We start from the raw sequence: 18,924 nt of genomic DNA, 5'->3' as shown, positions 1-18,924 counted from the left end.
TAATGTTCGCAAAAAACTGGTGGATTGTTCCAGATAAATCTGAAAACAGTACACGATTTATTCGGCGAGGAACCTGCGACGCCCCGTCGCAGCTGGCTCCGTGCCGCGGCCTATACTCAGGCTTCACCCTCGGAGGATCACCATGCCCATCGCCCGCGCCACCCTTGCCGACCTCGACGACCTGGTACCGCTGTTCGCCGGCTACCTGGACTTCTACGAAGTGCCGGCGCCCCCGGCGGACATCCGCGACTTTCTCGGCCAGCGCCTGGAGCGCCACGAGTCGGTGGTCTACCTGGCGCGCAGCATCGACGGCGTGGGCCTGGGTTTCGTCCAGTTGTACCCCTTCTTCGCCTCCCTGGCACTACGCCCGGCATGGCTGCTCAGCGACCTCTACGTGATCCCCGCGGCGCGCCGCGACGGCTATGGCGAGGCGCTGATGAACGCCGCCCGCGCCCACGCCGAGGCCAGCGGCGCCTGCGGCCTGCAGCTGGAAACGGCGAAGGACAACCGCAACGCCCAGGGCCTGTACGAGCGCCTGGGCTACCAGCGTGACGAACGTTTCTACACCTACTGGCTGGACCTGGGCCAGGCCCGGGGCTGACGCATCGACGCAGGAGGCTGCCATGAATCATCTCGTGCTCACCATCATCGCCCAGGATCAGCCGGGGCTGGTGGAACGCATCGCCCAATGCATCGCCGGCCACGGTGGCAACTGGCTGGAAAGCCGCATGTCGCGCATGGCCGGGCAGTTCGCCGGGATCCTGCGGGTGGCGGTGCCGGCCGAAGGCTACGACGAACTGGTGGAAGGTCTGCAGGAACTGGGCGACCACGGCATCCGCGTGCTGCTGGCCGACAGCGGCATCGAGCCCTCCTGCAACTGGAAGCCGATCCACCTCGACCTGGTGGGCAACGACCGCCCGGGCATCGTCCGCGACATCACCCGCCTGCTGGCCGAACACGGCGTCAACCTGGAGCGGCTGACCACCGAGGTGCTGCCGGCGCCCATGAGCGGCGAACCGCTGTTCCACGCCGACGCGGTGCTGGCGGTGCCGCTGACGTTGCCGCTGGAACAGCTGCAGCAGCACCTGGAGGCCCTGGCCGACGACCTCATGGTGGATCTGAATTTCCACAAGGAGGACTGATGCACAGGTGAAAGGCCTCCGGCCTGTGCATAAGTCTGTTGAGGAAGTGTGCGTGAAGCGCCGCGAGGCCCGCCAGGCAGTGCTTTGTAGCGCAACGCTCGGCTGTGAACAGCCTGCCCGGCGTTGCCCACAGTTGCCGTGGGTTGTCCTGTTGGCGGGCTGTGGATGGATGGCTACAGGCTGTGTCATACGTGGCCTTCGGCGGATCGATCAGAAAATGATCCGCGCATGGGACGGGTTGCATGGGCGGCGGTTTATCCACGTCTTTGCACAAAAACCGTGGGTCGCGCTGTGGGCAACTGCTGTATGCCTGGCTACAGGTGGCGTGGGTGCTGGGTTTTCGGGAAGTGATCAAAAATGCGCCAGGGCCGTCGCAGCCCTGCACAGAAACCCGGGAAAGCCCTGTGGAAAACCCCTGGGTAGATTGCCAGGGGCCTTTATCTTCGAGCCTTGCAGGCGTTTGTACGAGTTCTGAGCAGCCATTCTCGCCGCCGTTCGGGTGCTCCGGTCGTGCGGCGGCGCTGTGGGGTTATCCCCGGCAGCGCTGGATGAAGCTGTGGAAAAGTTCCGGATGCCTTGCTGCAGGCCCCGCCAGGCGGGGCCTGCAGCTTGTCGCTCAGGAAATGATCAGGCGCGCCGCAGGCGGTACCAGATGTCCACGCTGTACACCACCAGCGCCAGCCAGATGCAGCCGAAGGCCACCAGGCGGGTGGAGTCCAGGTGTTCGCCGAACAGCAGGACGGCCTGCAGCAGCACCAGGGTCGGCGCGATGTACTGCAGGAAGCCCAGGGTCGCGTAGGGCAGGTGGCGCGCCGCGGCGTTGAAGCACACCAGCGGCACCAGGGTGATGGGGCCGGCGGCGGCCAGCCAGAGCGCCTGCGGGGTGGTCCAGAAGGCCAGGTGGGCGCTGGGGCCGTCGGCGAACAGCAGCAGCCAGCCCAGGGCCAGCGGCAGCAGCATCCAGGTTTCCACCACCAGGCCGGGCAGGGCGTCCACCGGCGCCTGCTTGCGGATCAGCCCGTAGAAGCCGAAGGTCAGCGCCAGCACCAGCGACACCCAGGGCAGGCTGCCCAGCTGCCAGACCTGCTGGGCCACGCCCAGCGCCGCCAGGCCCACGGCCACCCATTGCAGCGGGCGCAGGCGCTCGCGCAGCACCACCAGGCCGAGCAGCACGTTGATCAGCGGGTTGATGTAGTAGCCCAGGCTGGCTTCGAGCATGTGCCCGTTGTTCACCGCCCAGACGTAGACCAGCCAGTTGCTGGCGATCAGCACCCCGCTGGCGCCGAGCACGGCCAGGCGCCGCGGGTTGTCCAGCAGCTCGCGCCACCAGCCGGGGTGCTTCCACACCAGCAGCAGGGCGGCGCCGAACAGCGCCGACCAGATGGCCCGGTGGGTGATGATTTCCAGGGCGGGAATGCTTTCCAGCAGTTTGAAGTAGACCGGGAAGAGTCCCCAGATGACATAGGCGGTCAGGCCCAGGGCATAGCCCCGGCGGGGATTGGCGGTGGCCATCGGACGTCCTTGCGGCAGAAGAAAAGAGTGGCCGCGCCATTCTAGGGGGCGCGGCCGATGTTGTCTGTGCGTTCAGTTTCTGCCGGGCGTAACGGCGGACGTTACGCCGCGGCCAAACCGCGGGAACCTAGAAAACAACGTAAGCGGGCCCTGCCCGCGATTTCGCGCGCAGGGCGCGCTCCTACAGGGGAATGGCATCGGCGCTCGGGCTTTCCCCTCACCCCAGCCCTCTCCCGGAGGGAGAGGGAGCTAGTCCGTGCTGAGAGGAGGCCTGGTTTCAGCCGGCGATCCCTGTGCTAGCCGGCTAACGCCGAAACACCCATGTACTCCGAACGGTCCCCTCTCCCTCCGGGAGAGGGTTAGGGTGAGGGGCCGTAGGCCTGCTCGCTCGATTCCGTGCCCCTATGCGTTCCGTGAGGCACGGCGTTTCCCCCGCACCTGTAGGAGCGGGCCCTGCCCGCGAAATCGCGCGCAGGGCGCGCTCCTGCATGGGCTCGATGGGATGGCTCAGAACAACCGCAGCGGCTCCTCGTCCAGCGCCGCCAGCTGCTCGCGCAGCACCAGCACCTGCTCGCCCCAGTAGCGCTCGCTGCCGAACCAGGGGAAGCTCGGCGGGAACGCCGGGTCGTCCCAACGCCGCGCCAGCCAGGCGCTGTAGTGCATCAGGCGCAGGGCGCGCAGGCCCTCGATCAGCGGCAGTTCGCGCGGGTCGAAGTCGTGGAACTCCTGGTAGCCGTCGATAAGCTCGGAGAGCTGCAACAGGCGCTCCTGGCGCTCGCCGGCCAGCATCATCCACAGGTCCTGCACCGCCGGGCCCATGCGGCAGTCGTCGAGGTCGACCATGTGGTAGACCTCGTCGCGGCACAGCAGGTTGCCCGGGTGCAGGTCGCCGTGCAGGCGGATGGAGGTGTAGCGGTTGTCGGCGAACAGGGCGTCCAGGCGCTTGAGCAGGTCGCGGGCCACCGATTCGTAGGCCGGCAGCAGGCTCTTGGGCACGAAGTTGCCTTCCAGCAGAGTGGCCAGGGACTCATGGCCGAAGTTATCCACAGTCAGCTGCTCGCGGTGCTGGAAGGGGCGGACGGCGCCCACCGCGTGCAGGCGGCCGAGCAACTGGCCGAGGCGGTACAACTGATCCAGGTTGCCCGGTTCCGGCGCGCGGCCGCCGCGGCGCGGGAACAGGGCGAAGCGGAAGCCGGCGAACTCGAACAGGCTTTCGCCGTCGCGTACCAGCGGCGCCACCACCGGCACCTCGCATTCGGCCAGCTCGGCGGAGAAGGCATGTTCCTCGCGGATGGCCGCGTCGCTCCAGCGCCCGGGGCGGTAGAACTTGGCCACCAGCGGCTCGCTGTCCTCGATGCCCACCTGGTAGACGCGGTTCTCGTAGCTGTTGAGCGCCAGCACCCGGGCGTCGCTGAGGTAGCCCAGGCTTTCCACCGCGTCGAGGACCAGGTCGGGCGTAAGGGCGGAGAAGGGATGGGACATGGCTGCGATCCAGGGCAGTGAACAGGCCCCTAGTCTACGCACACCGCCACGGGATTGCTGGCCCCTGCGCCATTACGCCTGGGGAGGCTCTTCGTAGGATGGGTTGAGCGAAGCGAAACCCATGCGGTCATGGCGATGGGTATCGCTTCGCTCAACGCCATCCTACGTTGGGAGTCTCCTGCGGGGCCGGCGTCAGTTGCCGCAGGCGCTGAGGTGGAAGCCGGCCTTTGCCAGCGCCTCTGGATTCGCTTTCAGGTAGTTGAAGAAACGCTCCGCCAGCTCGCGCCGCGGGCCTTCCACCAGCACCAGGTAGTACTGCGGCTGCGGGGCGCAGGCGTAGGGCAGCGGCGCTTCGCCGCGGCCCCGGATGTGCAGCGCCTGCACGCTGTGCGCGCCGTCGTCGGCGAAGAACAGGTCGAAGGCCATGCCCTGGCCGATGTCGCGGGCCAGCTCGGCGCTGTCGCCCTCGATCAGCAGGACCTTGTTGCCGGTCTGCAACTGGTACTGGTCGGCCAGCGCCTCCAGGGCCGCCATCGGCTGGTGACCGCTGGCCACGCGCAGCACGTCGGGGGTGGCCTGGCCGAGCGACGGCAGCAGGGCGCTGCATGTCAGCAGCAGGGGGATCAGGAAGCGGCGCATGGGCGGGGGCTCCGGCAGTGGGATGGCCTATTGGAACCCCAGGGCCGGCGCCGGCCCTTGACTCAAGGCAGGCTTCGCTCAGACCGGCGTGCCGAGGATCACCTGGGCCGGGGAGAATTGCGTGCGCACCCGGCTGCCGGCGGCCAGGCGCAGGATGTCGATGCGTTCCTGGTCCACCAGGGCGCAGAGCATCTGCCCGCCGGGCAACTGGATGCGCACTTCGCTGGGGCCGTCGCCGGCCTCGCGGATGTCCTCGACCCGTCCTTCCAGGGCATTGAGCCCGGCCGGGCATTCGATCTGCGGCAGGTCGACGTAGAGCCAGCCGGCCTTCATCAGCGCGATCACCGGCAGGCCCTCGCGCAGCTCCAGCTTCTCGGTGCTTTCGCGGGTGATACGCGCCTGGATGCGCGCGCCGCCGGGCAGGTCGACGCCGATCAGGTCGTTCAGGCCCGCCGGCTCGATGCTGCAGACGCGCCCGTGCAATTGGTTGCGCGCGCTGGTGCGCAGCATCAGGCGGCCGATCAGCTCCAGGTCCTCGCCGTCTTCCTCGATGCTTTCGAGCATGCGCTCGCGCAGTTCCTCCAGGCGCTGGTACAGCGCCAGCAGGCGTTCGCCGGCCGGCGTCAGGCGCGCGCCGCCGCCGCCCTTGCCGCCGACGCTGCGTTCCACCAGCGGGCGCTCGGCGAGGTTGTTCAGCTCGTCCACCGCATCCCAGGCGGTCTTGTAGCTCATGCCGGCGGCCTTGGCGGCCTGGGTGATGGAGCCCAGCGCGGCGATCTGCGCGAGCAGGGCGATGCGTTGCGGGCGGCGGGTGACGTGCTGGGTGAGAAGGCTGAGGCTGGTCATCGTTTTCGTTGTTGTGTTCGCGATAGGGCGAGGCTGGTAGCTGCGCCGGCAAAAGGCAAGTGGAATCCGTCGGCTGCCGGCGCCGTGCTCAGCCCGGCTTCGGCGTGCGGGCCAGGCAATAGACGTCCACCCGCGCGGCGCCGGCACGCTGCAGCAGCTGCGCCAGGGCCGCGGCGGTGGCGCCGGTGGTCAGTACGTCGTCCACCAGCGCCAGGTGCAGGCCGCGCAGGGCCGCGCCCTCGTCCAGGGCGAAGGCCTGGCGCAGGTTGCGCTTTCGCTCGGCCTTGTCCAGGCCCTGTTGCGCCGGGGTGTCGCGCACCCGGCGCAGCGGCTGGCGCCAGGGCAGGCCGAGGTCCGCGGCCAGGCGCCGGGCCAGCAGCTCGGCCTGGTTGAAGCCGCGCTGACGCTGCCGGCGCGGGGCCAGGGGCACCGGCAGGAGCAGGTCGGGCAGCGGCAACCCCTCGGCGAAGGCGTGGCGCAGGTGGCGCCCCAGCAACTGGCCGAGCAGCCGGCCCAGGGGCCGGTCGGCCTGGTGCTTGAAGCGGGTGATGGCGCCGTCCAGCGGGAAGGCGTAGCGCCAGGGCGCCAGCACCTGCTCGAAGGGCGGCGGCCGGCGCAGGCATTCGCCGCAGGTCAGGCCGTGTTCCGGCAGCGGCAGGGCGCAGGTGTTGCAGTGGCTGCCCAACCAGGGCAGGTCGGCGTCGCAGCCGGCGCACAGCGCCAGGCCGGTGTCGGCCGGGCCGCCGCAGAACAGGCAGTCCGGCCGCAGGACGAGAAGCTCGCGCAGGCGGGCGAAGGTGAGCAGGGTGGCGTCCTCCGGGTGAGGCCCCGGCGGACGCTCAGTGGATCAGCCAGCTCATCACGATCAGGCCGAGCACGGTGAGCAGGATGCCGCCGAAGAAGGAGCGCCGGACGAAGGCGCGGATGCCACTGTAGAGCAGCAACAGGCCGAGGAAGAGTAGGACGAAGCTGAAGATCGACACGTCCATTCCGATGGCCCGGGCCAGGCCGTGGAGGAACTGGTCCATGGCCGCCCAGATGGCGCCCAGCAGGCCGGAAAGGAGGTCGACGACGAAGCGTATCGCCTTGCCGAGGGTCTGGCCGAGCCAGTCGAAAGTGCCTTCTGTTTCCATGAGCTCGCGGGATTCCTTCGAGTACCTGTGCTGTTGGAGTGGCGTTCTGCCCCCAGGTTCACGGCGCATGAATGATTGTTCAAATAATAGTCACTTGTCGACTTGTGACTTCGGCTTGGTTGACAGCGACCAAGGCTTACATATCATGCCTCCAAAGCCTGAACCGCCGCGCCCTGCCGTGGCGGCCGAGAACAACGAGGCGTCAGCCCGCGTCCGAAGGAACTCCCCATGAGTGCAACCGCATCCATCGCCACCCGCCACGACTGGACCCTCGCCGAAGTGACGGCGCTCTTCGAGCAGCCCTTCAACGACCTCCTGTTCCAGGCGCAGACGGTGCACCGCGCGCACTTCGACCCGAACCGCGTGCAGGTCTCGACCCTGCTGTCGATCAAGACCGGCGCCTGCCCGGAAGACTGCAAGTACTGCCCGCAGTCCGGCCACTACAACACCGGCCTGGACAAGCAGAAGCTGATGGAAGTGCAGAAGGTGCTGGAAGCGGCCGCCGAGGCCAAGGCCATCGGCTCCACGCGCTTCTGCATGGGCGCCGCCTGGAAGCACCCCTCGGCCAAGGACATGCCCTACGTGCTGGAAATGGTGAAGGGCGTGAAGAAGCTCGGCCTGGAAACCTGCATGACCCTCGGCAAGCTGACCCAGGAGCAGACCCAGGCCCTGGCCGAGGCCGGGCTGGACTACTACAACCACAACCTCGACACCTCGCCGGAGTTCTACGGCAACATCATCACCACCCGCACCTATAGCGAGCGCCTGCAGACACTGGCCTACGTGCGCGAGGCGGGGATGAAGATCTGCTCCGGCGGCATCCTCGGCATGGGCGAGTCGGTGGCCGACCGCGCCGGCCTGCTGATCCAGCTGGCCAACCTGCCGGAACACCCGGAGTCGGTGCCGATCAACATGCTGGTCAAGGTCAAGGGCACCCCGCTGGCCGAAGAGAAGGACGTCGATCCCTTCGACTTCATCCGCACCCTGGCCGTGGCCCGGATCATGATGCCGAAGTCCCACGTGCGCCTGTCCGCCGGTCGCGAGCAGATGAACGAGCAGATGCAGGCCCTGGCCTTCATGGCCGGCGCCAACTCGATCTTCTACGGCGAGAAGCTGCTGACCACCCGCAACCCGCAGGCCGACAAGGACATGCAACTGTTCGCCCGCCTGGGCATCAAGCCCGAGGAGCGCGAGGAGCACGCCGACGAGGTGCACCAGGCCGCCATCGAGCAGGCCCTGGTCGAGCAGCGCGATTCGCAGTTGTTCTATTCGGCCGTCTGACGACGGCAAGCTGGAAGCTTGAAGCCGGAAGCTTGAAGTAGCCGGTCCGGGCTTCTAGCTTTCAGCTTCTCGCTTCGAGCTTCCTGCCATGTCCTTCGATCTCTCCCCCCGCCTCGCCCAGCGCCAGGCGGACGATCTCTACCGCCAGCGGCCGTTGCTGGAGTCGCCGCAGGGCCCGCTGGTGCGGGTGGACGGCCGGCCGATGCTGGCCTTCTGTTCCAATGACTACCTGGGCCTGGCCAACCATCCCGAGGTGATAGCCGCCTTGCGTACCGGCGCCGAGCGCTGGGGCGTGGGCGGTGGCGCCTCGCACCTGGTCAACGGCCATTGCGGGCCGCACCACGAGCTGGAGCTGGCGCTGGCCGAATTCACCGGGCGGCCGCGCGCGCTGCTGTTCTCCACCGGCTACATGGCCAACCTGGGCGCGGTGACCGCGCTGCTGGGCAAGGGCGACACCGTGCTGGAAGACCGCCTCAACCATGCCTCGCTGCTGGACGCCGGGCTGCTCAGCGGCGCGCGCTTCTCGCGCTACCTGCACAATGACGCGGCCAGCCTGGCGCAGCGCCTGGGCAAGGCCGAGGGCAACACCCTGGTGGTCACCGACGGCGTGTTCAGCATGGACGGCGACCTCGCCGAGCTGCCTGCGCTGTGCGCCGAGGCCAAGCGCCACGGCGCCTGGGTGATGGTCGACGACGCCCACGGCTTCGGTCCGCTGGGCGCCAACGGCGGCGGCATCGTTGAGCACTTCGGCCTGGGCCTGGACGACGTGCCGGTGCTGGTCGGCACCCTGGGCAAGGCCTTCGGCACCGCCGGCGCCTTCGTCGCCGGCAGCGAGGAACTGGTGGAGACGCTGATCCAGTTCGCCCGCCCGTACATCTACACCACCAGCCAGCCGCCGGCGCTGGCCTGCGCCACGCTGAAGAGCCTGGAACTGCTGCGCGCCGAGAGCTGGCGCCGCGAGCACCTGGGCAGGCTGATCGCGCGCTTCCGCCGTGGCGCCGAGGCCATCGGCCTGACGCTGATGGACAGCTTCACGCCGATCCAGCCGATCCTCATCGGCGGCAGCCGCCAGGCCATGGCGCTGTCGGCCGCGCTGCGCGACCACGGCATCCTGGTCGGCGCCATCCGCCCGCCCACCGTGCCGGCCGGCAGCGCGCGGCTGCGCGTGACCTTCAGCGCCAGCCACAGCGAGGAGCAGGTCGACCGCCTGCTCGAAGCCCTGGAACAGAGCTGGCGCCAGGTCTCCACCAGCCTGCTGGCGGAACTCGATGCCGAGGAGGGCGAGGATGCGTGACCAACTGATACTGCTGCCCGGCTGGGGCCTGGGCAGCGCGCCCCTGGAGCCGCTGCGCGACGCGCTGCTGGAGCAGGCGCCGCACCTGCACGTGCACATCGAGCCGCTGCCGCGGGAGGCCGACCCGGCGCTATGGCTGGACGAACTGGACGACGAGCTGCCCGAAGGCAGCTGGCTGGCCGGCTGGTCCCTGGGCGGCATGCTCGCCGCCGAGCTGGCCGCGCGCCGCGGCGAGGCCTGCCGCGGGCTGATCACCCTGGCCGCCAACGCCAGCTTCCGCCAGCTCGACGACTGGCCGCAGGCCATGCCCAACAGCGTCTTCGAGGACTTCTTCGAAGCCTTCCTGCTGGAGCCGGAGCTGACGCGCAAGCGCTTCACCCTGCTGGTCAGCCAGGGCGCCCGCGACGCCCGCACCCTGGCGCGGCAGCTGCAAGTGGCGCTGCCGGCGCTGGAAGCCGGGGCGCTGAGCGCCGGCCTGCAACTGCTGGGGCGCCTGGACACCCGCGCGGCGCTGGAGCGCTACGACGGCCCGCAGCTGCACCTGTTCGCCGGCAACGACGCGCTGGTGCCGGCCGGCGCCGCCGATGCGCTGCTGGGCTGGTTGCCGGACGTGGAGGTGAACACCATCGCCGGCGCCAGCCACGGCCTGCCGCTGGAGCGCCCGGACGAGGTGGCCGCGGCCATCCTGGCTTTCATCCACGAGGGCGACGATGTCTGATCCCCTGGGCGGCGCGCTGCCGGACAAGCGCCAGGTCGCCGCTTCCTTCTCCCGTGCGGCCGCCACCTACGATGCGGTGGCCGAACTGCAGCGCGGCGTCGGCGACAGCCTGCTGGCGCGCCTGCCGGTCGACCTGGCGGTGCGTCGCTGGCTCGACCTGGGTTGCGGCACCGGCCACTTCAGCCGTGCCTTGGCCCGGCGCTTTGCCGAAGCTGAAGGCCTGGCGGTGGACATCGCCGAAGGCATGCTGCGCCACGCCCGCGAGCACGGTGGCGCGCAGCACTTCATCGGCGGCGACGCCGAGCGCCTGCCGCTGCGCGGCGAATGCTGCGACCTGCTGTTCTCCAGCCTGGCCATCCAGTGGTGCGCCGACCTGCCGGCGGTGCTCGGCGAAGCGCGCCGGGTGCTGCGCGAGGGCGGCGTGTTCGCCTTCAGCAGCCTGTGCATCGGCACCCTCGGCGAGCTGCGCGCCAGCTGGCAGGCGGTGGACGGCTTCGTCCACGTCAACCGCTTCCGCGCCTTCGCCGACTACCAGGCGCAATGCGCGGCCAGCGGGCTGGAAGTGCTGCAGCTGTCCACCGAAGACCGCGTGCTGCACTTCCCCGACCTGCGCAGCCTGACCCACGAACTCAAGGCCCTGGGCGCCCACAACCTCAACCCCGGCCGCCCCGGCGGGCTCACCGGGCGGGCGAGGGTGCGGGCGCTGATCGAGGCCTACGAACGCTTCCGCCAGCCCGAGGGGCTGCCGGCGACCTATAGGGTGGTCCACGCCATCCTGCGCAAACCCATCTCTTCGTAGGAGGGGACTCCGGCAAACACGACGCCCGTAGGATGGGTTGAGCGAAGCGATACCCATCACCGCCACCGCATGGGTTTCGCAAGCTCAACCCATCCTACGAAAGCCCCTCGGCGCAGCCGGCACCTACACGTATAGCCCTTGAGGAACCCCATGCCACACGCGTTTTTCATCACCGGCACCGACACCGAAATCGGCAAGACCACCATCGCCGCCGGCCTGCTGCACGCCGCGCGCATGGCCGGGATGTCCACCGCCGCCGCCAAGCCGGTGGCCTCCGGCTGTGAGCGCCGTCCCGAGGGCCTGCGCAACGGTGACGCCCTGGCCCTGCTGGGCGAGTGCAGCCTGCCGCTGGCCTACGAGGAGGTGAACCCCTTCGCCTTCGAACCGGCCATCGCCCCGCACCTGGCGGCCCGCGAAGTCGGCGTGGCGCTGAACGTGGACACCCTGGCCGGGCCGGTGCGCCACGTGCTGGCGCGTGGCGCCGACTTCACCCTGGTGGAAGGCGCCGGCGGCTGGCGCGTGCCCCTGGCCGGCGAAGAGAGCCTGTCGGACCTGGCCATCCGCCTCGACCTGCCGGTGATCCTGGTGGTGGGCGTGCGCCTGGGCTGCATCAACCACGCGGTGCTCAGCGCCGAGGCCATCCTGCGCGACGGCCTGCCGCTGGCCGGCTGGGTGGCGAACATCGTCGACCCCAAGACCTCGCGCCTGGAAGAGAACCTGGCGACCCTCGCCGAACGCCTGCCGGCGCCCTGCATCGGCCGCGTGCCTCACCTGGCCGCGCCGACGCCCATGGCAGTGGCCGCGCACCTGGACCTGGGCATTCTTGATCTTCCGGACTGATGGCCTTTGAATATCATCGGCGATCCTGCTTGAATAGGCGGCAGGTTCCTCCGAGGAAGATCGACCATGGAAATCTCCGGTAACGCATTCAGTACCGGTCTGCAGGGGCTGCAGCGCGGCCTGCAGCAGGTCGACCGTGCCGCCGCGCAGGTGGCCGCGCAGCCCGTGGCCAAGGACGACATCGCCCGGCCCGTGGTGGACATGGAAATGAGCAAGTACGCCGCCCTGGCGTCCAGCCGCGTCCTGCAGACCGCCGACGAAACCCTCGGGACGCTGATCGACATCAGCGTCTGACGCTTTTCCTGCCTTCAGAATTTCCTCTCAGCAGCTTCGGATAGTCGTCTGTCGACGGCCTGCGGCTGGGCTTTACTTATCCCTATCGATACCCGCGAATGCAGCGCTCTGGCCCGTGCCCTTGCGTGTGACCGGGCGGTCGGTTTGCGCGCTTGACAAGGGTAGGGCGTAAACGTATGTTTCAAACGCCTGTTTGAGAGTCGAGGCGCGCGGCGCATCGGCTGGGCGGCCGGGAACGCTCCCGTACAGCGACCGCAAGCACCGGTCGCCCATTAACCAGAACCCTTCGTAGAGGTTTACCGCTATGCCTGATTACAAGGCCCCCTTGCGTGATATCCGTTTCGTTCGCGACGAGCTGCTGGGCTACGAAGCGCACTACCAGAACCTGCCGGGCGCCCAGGACGCCACGCCGGACATGGTCAATGCCATCCTCGAAGAGGGTGCCAAGTTCTGCGAACAGGTGATCGCCCCGCTGAACCGCGTCGGCGACCAGGAAGGCTGCACCTGGAGCCCCGAGGGCGTGAAGACCCCCAGCGGCTTCAAAGAGGCCTACCAGCAATTCGTCGAAGGCGGCTGGCCGAGCCTGGCCCATGACGTCGAGCACGGCGGCCAGGGCCTGCCGGAATCCCTGGGCATGGCCATCAGCGAAATGATCGGCCAGGCCAACTGGTCCTGGGGCATGTACCCGGGCCTGTCCCACGGCGCCATGAACACCCTGCACGCCCACGGCACCCCGGAGCAGCAGGCCACCTACCTGACCAAGCTGGTGTCCGGCGAGTGGACCGGCACCATGTGCCTGACCGAGCCGCACTGCGGCACCGACCTGGGCATGCTGCGCACCAAGGCCGAGCCCCAGGCCGACGGCACCTACAAGGTCACCGGCACCAAGATCTTCATCTCCGCCGGCGAACACGACATGGCCGACAACATCGTCCACATCGTGCTGGCCCGCCTGCCCGACGCCCCGCAGGGCACCAAGGGCATCTCGCTGTTCATCGTGCCGAAGTTCCTGCCCAACGCAGAAGGCGGCGTAGGCGAGCGCAACGCCGTTTCCTGCGGCTCCATCGAGCACAAGATGGGCATCCACGGCAACGCCACCTGCGTGATGAACTTCGACGCCGCCACCGGCTTCCTGATCGGCCCGCCGAACAAGGGCCTGAACTGCATGTTCACCTTCATGAACACCGCTCGCCTGGGCACCGCGCTGCAAGGCCTGGCCCACGCCGAGATCGGTTTCCAGGGTGGCATCGCCTACGCCCGCGAGCGTCTGCAGATGCGTTCGCTGACCGGCCCGAAAGCCCCGGAAAAGGCCGCCGACCCGATCATCGTGCACCCGGACGTGCGCCGCATGCTGCTGACCGCCAAGGCGTTCGCCGAAGGCAACCGCGCCATGCTGTACTTCGCCGCCAAGCAGGTCGACATCGTCCAGCGCAGCCAGGACGAAGAGCAGAAGAAAGCCGCTGACGCGATGCTGGCCTTCCTCACCCCGATCGCCAAGGCGTTCATGACTGAAGTCGGCTTCGAAGCGGCCAACCACGGTGTGCAGATCTACGGCGGCCACGGCTTCATCGCCGAGCACGGCATGGAGCAGAACGTCCGCGACAGCCGCATCTCCATGCTGTACGAAGGCACCACCGGCGTTCAGGCGCTGGACCTGCTGGGCCGCAAGGTGCTGATGACCCAGGGCGAGGCGCTCAAGGGCTTCACCAGGATCGTGCACAAGTTCTGCCAGGCCAACGAAGGCAACGAAGCCGTCAAGGAATTCGTCGCCCCGCTGGCCGCGCTGAACAAGGAGTGGGGCGAGCTGACCATGAAGGTCGGCATGGCCGCCATGAAGGACCGCGAGGAAGTCGGCGCCGCTTCGGTGGACTACCTGATGTTCTCCGGCTACGCCTGCCTGGCCTACTTCTGGGCCGACATGGCGCGCCTGGCTGCCGAGAAACTGGCGGCCGGCACCAGCGAGGAGGGCTTCTACAAGGCCAAGTTGCAGACTGCGCGCTTCTACTTCCAGCGCATCCTGCCGCGTACCCGCGCCCACGTCGCCGCCATGCTGTCCGGCGCCGGCAACCTGATGGACATGGCCGAGGAAGATTTCTCCCTCGGTTACTGATCCTGCCGCTGCCGTCAGCCCGCTGCATGGCGGGTTGCTCAGAAAGCACCCTGCGAGCCCAGTGCTCGCAGGGTGTTTTCGTTTCCACGCCTGCACTTCTTGGCGCATGGCTTGATCGCTATACCAATATAGGTATAGAGTCGTCCGGCCATTCACAAGGAAGCCGAGCCATCAGTGAAGTCGTTGATCTGGATGGGCAGCAGCAAGAGGGATCTTCTGGATATGCCTGACGATGTCCAGGATGTGTTCGGCTTTGCCCTGCACCAGGCGCAGGAAGGTGGCAAGCATCCCCAGACCAAGCCGATGAAAGGCTTCTCGGGGGCCGGCGTGCTGGAGGTTGTCGAAGACCATGATGGCGACACCTATCGAGCGGTCTATACAGTGAAATTTGCAAGGGCGGTCTATGCTCTGCACTGCTTCCAGAAGAAATCGACCAAGGGCATAGAGACTCCGCAGCACGACCTGGAGCTGATCAGGAAAAGGCTGAAGGATGCGCAAGCCCATGCGAAGAGCGTAGAGAATGATTGAGTTCGAAGAAGGCAGCGGCAACGTCTATGCCGACCTCGGCAGGGCCGATGCAGGCGAGATGCAGGTCAAGGCCAGGCTGGCATCCAAGATCGGTAGCATCATCAAGGCCCGCCACTTGACCCAGACCCAGGCGGCGGAAATCCTCGGGCTCCCTCAACCCAAGGTTTCCGACATGTTGCGTGGGAAATTCAGAGGCATCAGCGAGGCCAAGATGATCGACTGCCTGGCCCGGCTCGGACGTGACGTGCAGATCGTGGTCAAGGCCGCACCCCGTTCACGCCGTGAGGGCCGGGTGGAAGTAGTCTTCGCCTGATCGAGCCCGCCCTCCGGCGGGCTTTTTCGTGTGTGGCCGCAGTGTCGGCCAGGCGCCGGTTATGGCCGCGCATTCATCGCGTGCAGAGTGATTGCCGGGGCTTTCCGGCGCACAGTAGGTTCGGGGTTGATCCGCGCCGCTTTGGCGCCGAACCGACTGGAGAACCGCCATGCCCGAGTACAAGGCACCCCTGCGCGACATGCGCTTCCTGATCGACGAAGTCTTCGATTTCGCCGGCCGCTACCAGGCCCTGGGGGCGACCGATGCCAGCCCGGACATGGTTTCCGCCATCCTCGAGGAGGGCGCCAGGTTCTGCGAGCAGGTGCTGGCCCCGCTGAACCGCTCCGGCGACGAGGAAGGCTGCCACTTCGACAACGGCGTGGTGACCACGCCCAAGGGCTTCAAGGAGGCCTTCGCGCAATACGTCGAGGGTGGCTGGAACGGTGTTTCCTCCGACCCGGCCTACGGCGGCCAGGGCCTGCCGCATTCCCTCGGCCTGCTGGTCAGCGAGATGATCGGCGCGGCCAACTGCTCCTGGGCCATGTACCCCGGGCTGACCAAGGGCGCCATGGCCGCCATCCATGCCCACGGCAGCGCCGAGCAGAAGCAGGCCTACCTGCCGCGCATGACCGCCGGCACCTGGACCGGCACCATGTGCCTGACCGAACCGCACTGCGGCACCGACCTGGGCATCATCAAGACCCGCGCCGTGCCCAATGCCGACGGCAGCTACGCCATCAGTGGCACCAAGATCTTCATCTCCGCCGGCGAGCACGACCTGAGCGAAAACATCATTCACCTGGTACTGGCCAAGCTGCCCGACGCGCCGGCCGGCACCAAGGGCATCTCGCTGTTCATCGTGCCCAAGTTCCTGCTCGACGCCAGCGGCGAGGCCGGGGCGCGCAACGCCGTAGCCTGCGGCTCCATCGAGCACAAGATGGGCATCAAGGCCTCGGCCACCTGCGTGATGAACTTCGACGGCGCCACCGGCTACCTGATCGGCGAGGCCAACAAGGGCCTGGCCTGCATGTTCACCATGATGAATCACGCGCGCCTGGGCACCGGCATGCAGGGCCTGTGTCTCGGCGAAGTGAGCTACCAGGGCGCCGTGAAGTACGCCCAGGAGCGCCTGCAGATGCGCGCCCTGACCGGACCCAAGGCGCCGGACAAGCCGGCCGACCCGATCATCGTCCATCCCGACGTGCGGCGCATGCTGCTGACCATGAAGGCCTTCAACGAGGGCAACCGCGCCCTGGCCTACTTCACCGCGCAGCTGCTGGACATCGAGCACCTGTCCGAGAACGCCGAGGAGCGCGAGCAGGCGGCCAACCTGCTGGCCTTCGTCACCCCGATCTGCAAGGCCTTCATGACCGACACCGGGCTGGAGGTGACCAACCACGGCATGCAGGTGTTCGGCGGCCACGGCTTCATCCGCGAGTGGGGCATGGAGCAACTGGTGCGCGACTGCCGCATCGCCCCGATCTACGAAGGCACCAACGGCATCCAGGCCCTGGACCTGCTGGGCCGCAAGGTGCTGGGCAGCCAGGGCAAGCTGCTGCTGGGCTTCACCAAGCTGGTCCACCAGCTGTGCCAGGCCAATGCCGAGCACCCGCAGCTCAAGGCCCAGGTGGCGCAACTGGCGGCGCTGAACAAGCAGTGGGGCGAGTTGACGCAGAAGGTCGGCATGGCGGCCATGAAGAACCCCGACGAAGTGGGCGCGGCGGCGGTGGACTACCTGATGTTCTCCGGCTACGTCACCCTCGGCTACTTCTGGCTGCGCATGGCCCTGGTGGCCCGGCAGAAGCTGGAGGAGGGCGCCGCCGAGGCGGACTTCTACCAGGCCAAGCTGGCCACCGCGGACTTCTACTTCGCCCGCCTGCTGCCGCGCGCCGCGGCGCACCTGGCGGCGGTGGAAGCCGGCGGCGAGACGCTGATGCGCCTGTCCGCCGAGCAGTTCGCGCTCTGATCGCGGCGCCAGCGGCCCCGGTTGCCCCAGGGTGGCCGGGGCCGCTGGCTGTCCGGTGAATAAATATTGTGACCAATAATTAATTATTCGTTCACAACATGACGCTATGTCTCTGAAGTGTTTGCGGAGTAAGCTCCGCCGGCGTACCCTTGCGTACCTTCTATCCTGAATACCGCTGGCTGCTTGTTCAGCCGTTGTTTCGCTCGAGGATTCCCAACATGGCTGACTACAAAGCACCCCTGCGCGACATGCAATTCGTCCTCAACGAAGTCTTCGAGGTCAGTAAGCTCTGGGCCGAACTGCCCGGCCTGGCCGAGATCGTCGACGTCGATACCGCCGGCGCCATTCTCGAGGAAGCCGGCAAGGTCACCGCGGGCGTGATCGCCCCGCTCAACCGCAGCGGCGACGAGGAAGGCTGCAGCTGGAGCGCCGAGGGCGTGAAGACCCCGGCCGGCTTCCCCGAGGCCTACCGCACCTACGCCGAAGGCGGCTGGGTGGGCGTGGGCGGCTCGCCGGAGTTCGGCGGCATGGGCATGCCCAAGGTGATAGGCGCGCAGGTCGAGGAAATGGTCAACTCGGCCAACCTGTCCTTCGGCCTGTACCCGATGCTTACCGCCGGCGCCTGCCTGTCGCTGCTCAACCACGCCAGCGAAGAGCTCAAGGCCAAGTACCTGCCGAACATGTACGCCGGCACCTGGGCCGGTTCCATGTGCCTGACCGAGCCCCACGCCGGCACCGACCTGGGCATCATCCGCACCAAGGCCGAGCCCCAGGCCGACGGCAGCTACAAGATCAGCGGCACCAAGATCTTCATCACCGGCGGCGAACACGACCTGACCGAGAACATCGTCCACCTGGTGCTGGCCAAGCTGCCCGACGCGCCGGCCGGCTCCAAGGGCATCTCGCTGTTCCTGGTGCCCAAGGTGCTGGTCAACGAGGACGGTTCCCTGGGCGAGCGCAACGCCGTGTCCTGCGGCTCCATCGAGCACAAGATGGGCATCAAGGCCTCGGCCACCTGCGTGATGAACTTCGACGGCGCCACCGGCTGGATCGTCGACGCGCCGAACAAGGGCCTGGCGGCCATGTTCACCATGATGAACTACGAGCGCCTGGGCGTCGGCATCCAGGGCCTGGCCACCGGCGAGCGTTCCTACCAGAGCGCCGTGGAATACGCCCGCGAGCGCATCCAGAGCCGCGCGCCGACCGGCCCGGTGGCCAAGGACAAGGCCGCCGACCCGATCATCGTCCACCCGGACGTGCGCCGCATGCTGCTGACCATGAAGGCGCTGAACGAGGGCGGCCGCGCCTTCTCCAGCTACGTCGCCATGCAGCTGGACACCGCCAAGTACAGCGAAGACACCGCTGTGCGCCAGCGCGCCGAGAGCCTGGTGGCGCTGCTGACCCCGGTGGCCAAGGCCTTCCTCACCGACATGGGCCTGGAAACCACCGTGCACGGCCAGCAGATCTTCGGCGGCCACGGCTTCATCCGCGAGTGGGGCCAGGAGCAACTGGTGCGCGACTGCCGCATCACCCAGATCTACGAAGGCACCAACGGCATCCAGGCGCTGGACCTGATGGGCCGCAAGATCGTCGGCAGCGGTGGCGCCTTCGCCAAGCTGTTCAGCGACGAAATCCGCGCCTTCACCGCCTCGGCCGGCGCCGAGCTGGCCGAGTTCACCGGCCCGCTGAACGCCGCCGTGCAGAACCTGGAAGAACTGACCGCCTGGGTGCTGGACCGCGCCAAGGCCAACCCCAACGAGATCGGCGCGGCCTCGGTCGAATACCTGCACGTGTTCGGCTACACCGCCTACGCCTACATGTGGGCGCTGATGGCCCGCGCGGCGCTGGACAAGGAAGGTCAGGACGACTTCTACGCCAGCAAGCTGGGCACTGCGCGCTTCTACTTCGCCCGCCTGCTGCCGCGCATCCACTCCCTGACCGCCTCGGTGAAAGCCGGCAGCGAGTCGCTGTACCTGCTCGACGCTGCGCAGTTCTGATCGGCGCAACCTGACAAGGCCCCGCTTCGG

General features: G+C 67.9%; 19 protein-coding genes. 13 read left to right on the top strand and 6 right to left on the bottom strand.

Annotation, left to right across the window (positions count from 1 at the left end; all coding sequences use genetic code 11):
- Positions 1-142: 142 nt before the first annotated feature.
- Complete coding sequence (locus tag FG99_RS10415) at positions 143-601, top strand: GNAT family N-acetyltransferase (protein WP_009615473.1); 459 nt, start codon at positions 143-145, stop codon at positions 599-601.
- Between the two features lie 22 nt (positions 602-623).
- The gene (locus FG99_RS10410) at positions 624-1,142 is read left to right on the top strand and encodes a glycine cleavage system transcriptional repressor (protein ID WP_043269369.1); all 519 of its coding nucleotides are present in this window, start codon (positions 624-626) and stop codon (positions 1,140-1,142) included.
- A 627-nt stretch (positions 1,143-1,769) separates the two neighbouring features.
- On the opposite strand, the gene rarD is transcribed toward FG99_RS10410, so the two are convergent.
- From rarD to FG99_RS10380, 6 genes are all read right to left on the bottom strand, one after another.
- Positions 1,770-2,654 carry an EamA family transporter RarD gene (gene rarD, locus FG99_RS10405; RefSeq protein WP_009615478.1) on the bottom strand — a complete coding sequence of 295 codons (885 nt, stop codon included), beginning with the start codon at positions 2,652-2,654 and terminating at the stop codon, positions 1,770-1,772.
- A gap of 507 nt (positions 2,655-3,161) precedes the next feature.
- Positions 3,162-4,136, bottom strand: a complete 975-nt coding sequence (locus tag FG99_RS10400) for a serine/threonine protein kinase (protein ID WP_009615480.1) — start codon at positions 4,134-4,136, stop codon at positions 3,162-3,164.
- Between the two features lie 192 nt (positions 4,137-4,328).
- A complete protein-coding gene (locus FG99_RS10395; protein WP_051878768.1) occupies positions 4,329-4,775 on the bottom strand; it encodes a substrate-binding domain-containing protein in 447 nt (148 codons plus the stop codon).
- Positions 4,776-4,853: 78 nt separating this feature from the next.
- A complete protein-coding gene (locus tag FG99_RS10390; protein ID WP_043269367.1) occupies positions 4,854-5,621 on the bottom strand; it encodes a TOBE domain-containing protein in 768 nt (255 codons plus the stop codon).
- A gap of 88 nt (positions 5,622-5,709) precedes the next feature.
- Positions 5,710-6,426 (bottom strand): ComF family protein, encoded by a 717-nt coding sequence (locus FG99_RS10385; RefSeq protein WP_043269365.1) that lies wholly within the window; start codon positions 6,424-6,426, stop codon positions 5,710-5,712.
- Positions 6,427-6,460: 34 nt separating this feature from the next.
- Complete coding sequence (locus tag FG99_RS10380; RefSeq protein WP_009615487.1) at positions 6,461-6,754, bottom strand: hypothetical protein; 294 nt, start codon at positions 6,752-6,754, stop codon at positions 6,461-6,463.
- Positions 6,755-6,982: 228 nt separating this feature from the next.
- Here FG99_RS10380 and bioB point away from each other — a divergent pair, with 228 nt between their 5' ends.
- The 11 genes from bioB to FG99_RS10325 all read left to right on the top strand — a co-directional run bounded on the left by bioB (position 6,983) and on the right by FG99_RS10325 (position 18,894).
- Entirely contained in the window at positions 6,983-8,035 is a 1,053-nt protein-coding gene (gene bioB, locus FG99_RS10375) for a biotin synthase BioB (protein ID WP_043269363.1), read from the top strand.
- A gap of 88 nt (positions 8,036-8,123) precedes the next feature.
- A complete protein-coding gene (bioF, locus tag FG99_RS10370) occupies positions 8,124-9,329 on the top strand; it encodes an 8-amino-7-oxononanoate synthase (RefSeq protein ID WP_043269361.1) in 1,206 nt (401 codons plus the stop codon).
- Positions 9,322-10,047, top strand: coding sequence for an alpha/beta fold hydrolase (locus FG99_RS10365; protein ID WP_043269359.1), 726 nt, complete (start codon positions 9,322-9,324; stop codon positions 10,045-10,047). The genes bioF and FG99_RS10365 overlap by 8 nt, the downstream gene beginning before the upstream one ends.
- Entirely contained in the window at positions 10,040-10,846 is an 807-nt protein-coding gene (bioC, locus tag FG99_RS10360) for a malonyl-ACP O-methyltransferase BioC (protein WP_043269357.1), read from the top strand. Before FG99_RS10365 ends, bioC begins: the two co-directional genes overlap by 8 nt.
- Positions 10,847-10,996: 150 nt before the next feature.
- Positions 10,997-11,686 (top strand): dethiobiotin synthase, encoded by a 690-nt coding sequence (gene bioD / locus FG99_RS10355; protein ID WP_043269354.1) that lies wholly within the window; start codon positions 10,997-10,999, stop codon positions 11,684-11,686.
- Between the two features lie 66 nt (positions 11,687-11,752).
- Positions 11,753-11,980, top strand: coding sequence for a hypothetical protein (locus FG99_RS10350; RefSeq protein ID WP_009615495.1), 228 nt, complete (start codon positions 11,753-11,755; stop codon positions 11,978-11,980).
- A 304-nt stretch (positions 11,981-12,284) separates the two neighbouring features.
- Positions 12,285-14,090, top strand: coding sequence for a phenylacyl-CoA dehydrogenase (locus FG99_RS10345; protein ID WP_043269352.1), 1,806 nt, complete (start codon positions 12,285-12,287; stop codon positions 14,088-14,090).
- A 222-nt stretch (positions 14,091-14,312) separates the two neighbouring features.
- On the top strand, positions 14,313-14,618 hold the full coding sequence (locus tag FG99_RS10340; RefSeq protein WP_197674184.1) for a type II toxin-antitoxin system RelE/ParE family toxin: 306 nt from the start codon (positions 14,313-14,315) through the stop codon (positions 14,616-14,618).
- On the top strand, positions 14,611-14,931 hold the full coding sequence (locus FG99_RS10335; RefSeq protein ID WP_043269347.1) for a helix-turn-helix domain-containing protein: 321 nt from the start codon (positions 14,611-14,613) through the stop codon (positions 14,929-14,931). Before FG99_RS10340 ends, FG99_RS10335 begins: the two co-directional genes overlap by 8 nt.
- 169 nt (positions 14,932-15,100) lie before the next feature.
- Positions 15,101-16,897: an acyl-CoA dehydrogenase C-terminal domain-containing protein gene (locus FG99_RS10330; protein ID WP_043269345.1), complete on the top strand. Its 1,797-nt coding sequence runs from the start codon at positions 15,101-15,103 to the stop codon at positions 16,895-16,897.
- Positions 16,898-17,115: 218 nt separating this feature from the next.
- Positions 17,116-18,894, top strand: a complete 1,779-nt coding sequence (locus FG99_RS10325; protein WP_043269343.1) for an acyl-CoA dehydrogenase C-terminal domain-containing protein — start codon at positions 17,116-17,118, stop codon at positions 18,892-18,894.
- The last annotated feature ends 30 nt before the right edge of the window (positions 18,895-18,924 follow it).

Source organism: Pseudomonas sp. AAC (genome assembly GCF_000725445.1).
GTDB lineage: Bacteria > Pseudomonadota > Gammaproteobacteria > Pseudomonadales > Pseudomonadaceae > Pseudomonas > Pseudomonas citronellolis.
The sequence above is the reverse complement of the archived record's forward strand: the minus strand, read 5'-3'. Positions and strand labels throughout refer to the sequence as shown.

Bases quoted from the DNA above. Each gene is read 5' to 3' on its own strand.
- FG99_RS10415 (WP_009615473.1), top strand. From the start codon at position 143: ATGCCCATCGCCCGCGCCACCCTTGCCGACCTCGACGACCTGGTACCG.
- FG99_RS10410 (WP_043269369.1), top strand. From the start codon at position 624: ATGAATCATCTCGTGCTCACCATCATCGCCCAGGATCAGCCGGGGCTG.
- rarD (WP_009615478.1), bottom strand. From the start codon at position 2,654: ATGGCCACCGCCAATCCCCGCCGGGGCTATGCCCTGGGCCTGACCGCC.
- FG99_RS10400 (WP_009615480.1), bottom strand. From the start codon at position 4,136: ATGTCCCATCCCTTCTCCGCCCTTACGCCCGACCTGGTCCTCGACGCG.
- FG99_RS10395 (WP_051878768.1), bottom strand. From the start codon at position 4,775: ATGCGCCGCTTCCTGATCCCCCTGCTGCTGACATGCAGCGCCCTGCTG.
- FG99_RS10390 (WP_043269367.1), bottom strand. From the start codon at position 5,621: ATGACCAGCCTCAGCCTTCTCACCCAGCACGTCACCCGCCGCCCGCAA.
- FG99_RS10380 (WP_009615487.1), bottom strand. From the start codon at position 6,754: ATGGAAACAGAAGGCACTTTCGACTGGCTCGGCCAGACCCTCGGCAAG.
- bioB (WP_043269363.1), top strand. From the start codon at position 6,983: ATGAGTGCAACCGCATCCATCGCCACCCGCCACGACTGGACCCTCGCC.
- bioF (WP_043269361.1), top strand. From the start codon at position 8,124: ATGTCCTTCGATCTCTCCCCCCGCCTCGCCCAGCGCCAGGCGGACGAT.
- FG99_RS10365 (WP_043269359.1), top strand. From the start codon at position 9,322: ATGCGTGACCAACTGATACTGCTGCCCGGCTGGGGCCTGGGCAGCGCG.
- bioC (WP_043269357.1), top strand. From the start codon at position 10,040: ATGTCTGATCCCCTGGGCGGCGCGCTGCCGGACAAGCGCCAGGTCGCC.
- bioD (WP_043269354.1), top strand. From the start codon at position 10,997: ATGCCACACGCGTTTTTCATCACCGGCACCGACACCGAAATCGGCAAG.
- FG99_RS10350 (WP_009615495.1), top strand. From the start codon at position 11,753: ATGGAAATCTCCGGTAACGCATTCAGTACCGGTCTGCAGGGGCTGCAG.
- FG99_RS10345 (WP_043269352.1), top strand. From the start codon at position 12,285: ATGCCTGATTACAAGGCCCCCTTGCGTGATATCCGTTTCGTTCGCGAC.
- FG99_RS10340 (WP_197674184.1), top strand. From the start codon at position 14,313: ATGCCTGACGATGTCCAGGATGTGTTCGGCTTTGCCCTGCACCAGGCG.
- FG99_RS10335 (WP_043269347.1), top strand. From the start codon at position 14,611: ATGATTGAGTTCGAAGAAGGCAGCGGCAACGTCTATGCCGACCTCGGC.
- FG99_RS10330 (WP_043269345.1), top strand. From the start codon at position 15,101: ATGCCCGAGTACAAGGCACCCCTGCGCGACATGCGCTTCCTGATCGAC.
- FG99_RS10325 (WP_043269343.1), top strand. From the start codon at position 17,116: ATGGCTGACTACAAAGCACCCCTGCGCGACATGCAATTCGTCCTCAAC.